General features: G+C 37.7%; 4 protein-coding genes. 2 read left to right on the top strand and 2 right to left on the bottom strand.

What is annotated here, in order from left to right:
* Positions 1-261 precede the first annotated feature (261 nt).
* Positions 262-876 carry a hypothetical protein gene (locus tag M8E35_RS26060; protein ID WP_252473884.1) on the top strand — a complete coding sequence of 205 codons (615 nt, stop codon included), beginning with the start codon at positions 262-264 and terminating at the stop codon, positions 874-876.
* Between the two features lie 657 nt (positions 877-1533).
* Here the strand turns inward: M8E35_RS26060 and M8E35_RS26055 are convergent.
* Entirely contained in the window at positions 1534-1902 is a 369-nt protein-coding gene (locus M8E35_RS26055) for a type II toxin-antitoxin system PemK/MazF family toxin (RefSeq protein WP_252473883.1), read from the bottom strand.
* A gap of 6 nt (positions 1903-1908) precedes the next feature.
* Positions 1909-2112 (bottom strand): hypothetical protein, encoded by a 204-nt coding sequence (locus tag M8E35_RS26050; protein WP_252473882.1) that lies wholly within the window; start codon positions 2110-2112, stop codon positions 1909-1911.
* A gap of 249 nt (positions 2113-2361) precedes the next feature.
* Between M8E35_RS26050 and M8E35_RS26045 the strand changes: the two genes are divergently transcribed.
* Entirely contained in the window at positions 2362-2898 is a 537-nt protein-coding gene (locus tag M8E35_RS26045; RefSeq protein WP_252473881.1) for a hypothetical protein, read from the top strand.
* Positions 2899-3021 lie beyond the last annotated feature (123 nt).

Raw genomic sequence — 3021 nt, 5'->3', positions numbered from 1 at the left:
GGGATTTGAGAGACATAAAAAATCATCCTTTCTGAATAACTAGAATTATCCAGTAAAGATGATATCATGGATATAGAGTTGGAGCTAAAAGAAGCCACCGCGCAGCGGTTTAGTACAACAAAGCGTTCCCAAAATCTGAGAGAATATGAAAGTAATAACCAGACTTCGAGAATACGCGGGACGTTATGTGACATGTCCATATCGGGGCTGGTTTTTAAGAGAGTATACCTTTGGATCAATTAGGGGGTGGGTTCTGTTTATTTGATTTGGATTCTTGATGAACCAAGAACAACTGTTTATGAAAAGTTAATTGATTATGCATTAAGTAAATCAGATGCATTTATGTTGGTACTTAGAAGACAGTTTGATTGCGATATAAATGATTTTGAATTTATCCTACTTAAACAGGAAGAATTCGAAAATCAGATGCAGTATCAAAAATACCTAAAATCTTGTGAAAAATCCCAAAAGGAAATGTTAATCAGAGCACAAATTTATAAAGAGCGTAAAAAACCGTTTTTACTAAAGTTACAGCCTTATTTAATCAAAGTGAGACATAAACCTGAAGAATGGCCTAGTACTATGTGCGGTGATAGGAGTAATAAAATCAATTTTGATATTAACCTGTATAAGGTTTGCAGAGAGGTAAGAGCTCACTTACTGGAACCAGAAGGTTTGTTTCATTGGATATACCCGTACTTTCCAGAAGATCTATGTTTTTTTAACGATGGATATTGTTGGCTTTCGACGTCTGCTCATGAAGGCGATGCCGAAATATATACCAACAATAAAGATGATGTACAAGTACTAAAAGACTTAGGATTGAAGTTTAAATATAAGGATAAAGAAATCAAAATGTTTTATGAGGAATATTGAAGGGGTGGACACGCCACATAACAAAGGTGTTCTCGTAACTTAGCCAATATGAATGTAATATGACGCTACGGGAATACCCGGGACGTTATCAGAAATCCTAGCGTGGTTTGATTGATTCTGGATATGGGTTAAATAGAAGAAATGTAGAAATATGTTTCGCTGTTGCTCAATGGAGGGTAGGGAGAGGCAGTGATCGATGTTTGACATTTACATAGTTAACGTTATGGGGGCTGCCCTCAAATTCGGATCCGGATCCGAATTTGGGAAAAGCCGGCGGGCTCCATGGTACAGAATGGTCGGTTTTAGAGAGAAATGCATGTTTCGTTTTGTTTGGGCATTATGCAAGCTTCGTTTATATTTTAATAGAACACCTTCACATCTTATGTTGTTTGAAAAGGAAGGCAATTCGTAATGAGCTAGAGCATAGATGAATGTTCCATTTTAGTTATGTGGGTTGTTTGAGCAAGATGCATGTTTTGCTTTTTCGGGGTTTGATACTTCTGATAACACGGGGTTAAACGCAACTTTGCCTATATGCATGTGGTTGGGACGCTGCGTTAACCCCAACACGTTAGGCGAAATGTCCATTCCCACGCATTCCTATTCCGTCTCGTTTTGAATGTGGATATAAATGAAAAAAGACCCCATGATGGAGGTCTAGCAATCATTATGTATTCGTTCAATTTCACCAACTAAATAATTGAAATCCAGTTCGGACATTCGTCCAATGAAATCATCCTCTTTAACTAAATCGCGCAACTGGGTTCGAGTTAGATGAATCAATTTTAAGCTTTGGACCCAGGAAGGTTTCGATAACCCAACTTTACGCCAATTGAGAACTGGTATTTTAAATTGATCGAAGTATTTTGGCGGATCATGTGGCGGTACAGATGTAGTTGCAACTAAGATCAATAATTCGTTATCATCTTCGTCCACAATAACTGCAGGTCTGATCTTTGATTCATTAGGAATATCCTCATACCCAACTTCAAACCAGAAAATCTCACCTAAAGTAAATTCGTACATTGCGATTTAATATTCTCCTTCAACAATGTAACGATGATCCTTATTATTTTTATCAAATAATAGTTTTCCATTTTTAATAGCTACCGGTTTGACCGTGATTTTTTGTAATTTCTTGGGGGTTAGGGATAGTTTTTTATACCCTTGTTCTTTGGCAACAGCGCTCAAATTTTCCCCCTCCTTATTTTCCCCATTGTTCTCTTCCTTGTCCATATCATATCACCTTCTAATCTTTCATTCAATAAGTAGTATGCCCATTTCTTACCACTTAGAAGATGCCGAAATGGAATCATATGGTATATAATAAAGGGGCTTAGTGTAAGTATGCGTAAAAAGCTGGACACTCCGCCTAACAGAGAACTCCCAGCACTTTGCCAAGATGAAAGTAGTATGGCGCGTCGGGAATTCTCGGGACGTTTGGCGACAGTTTTGGTTTGAAAGATTTAAAAAAGAGGGATTAACATGATTAACTTAGCAGCGTTTGAAAAACCAATCCAGGAATTTATAGAAACCAGTATTGCATCATTTTCTCAGCAGAATCCAACAACAAAAGTTGCTAGCTTTGGATTATTCTGTTGTCCCGGAAGTGGCTGGATTTCAATAGGATTTGATACAAAGACACACTCAGATGAGAATGTAGCAGAATTCAAGGACCAAGGCCCAGAGTGGTACGGGAAAGATGATATGGGAGAGTTCTGTAACAATTGTCCTGACTTTGAGTTTGCATCTTTCAACATGGTTGATATCCCAGAATGGGTCGAAGAATATGAGTCTGGCGAAGTTATGTCTATAATAATTGACGATTCAATTACCAAAGAGATCGATGTGGAAGAAGAAGGCGACGAAGCGCTAAACGAGGTTTTCATCACGTTTCTTATCAAGGTACTTAAAGAATCGGAAAGGCAATCCGTATTTACTAATATTAATCGTGAATCTGCTTTTAGAATTGGCGTTCAAATGTTAGATAGTGAATACTCCGAATTTTGGGTTTCGGAATAATCTGAAAAAGTGTTCAGGCCAACATTTGGGGCCCAAAACCATCGCCTAACTTCTAGAGATTTATGAGGTTCCTTAAAAGAGAAAAAGCCATTGATCAACATCAATAGCTTAAAGGTAAGCAAT

Source organism: Desulfosporosinus nitroreducens (assembly GCF_023897015.1).
Taxonomy (GTDB): domain Bacteria; phylum Bacillota; class Desulfitobacteriia; order Desulfitobacteriales; family Desulfitobacteriaceae; genus Desulfosporosinus; species Desulfosporosinus nitroreducens.
This window is presented reverse-complemented; position numbering and strand designations above follow the sequence as displayed.